Source organism: Mesorhizobium sp. M2E.F.Ca.ET.209.01.1.1, assembly GCF_004010375.2.
In the GTDB taxonomy this organism is placed as follows: Bacteria; Pseudomonadota; Alphaproteobacteria; order Rhizobiales; family Rhizobiaceae; genus Mesorhizobium.
Window position 1 is genome coordinate 1 of record NZ_SADP02000390.1, and the last position, 376, is coordinate 376.

The 376-nt window shown below is 62.2% G+C and carries 1 pseudogene; it reads left to right on the plus strand.

The features are described from left to right. Positions 1 to 96: 96 nt before the first annotated feature. Positions 97 to 376: pseudogene (locus EN852_RS41855) on the plus strand (alkylated DNA repair protein); the annotation flags it as partial.

Here is a 376-nt window from a genome sequence, read left to right on the forward strand (position 1 = left end):
CGAAAAACCAGCAAGTCCGGCCCTGATGAGCCCTTCAGCTGATCGCTGACGGCCTGCACAGATCCGGCCGTGCGCGGATACGGCGGAAAAGTCCCAATGCGACTGCCCTCTTGGCCTACACTTGCTGTGGCGGTTCTGGCGGCCACGGGGCTCGCTTCGGCCACTTTGTGGTATCTGACCGAAGTTCAGGCGCCGTATTCGCCTGATGATCCGTTGTTTTCTGAGGCCGGCGATGCAGCGCGCGGCCAGCTTGTCTTCGCTGCGGGTGGCTGCGCTTCCTGTCATACAACTCCCGGGCAACCCGATGATTTGAAACTCGGAGGCGGCTTGGCGCTCGCCTCGCCCTTTGGCACATTTCGGCCGCCCAATATCTCCC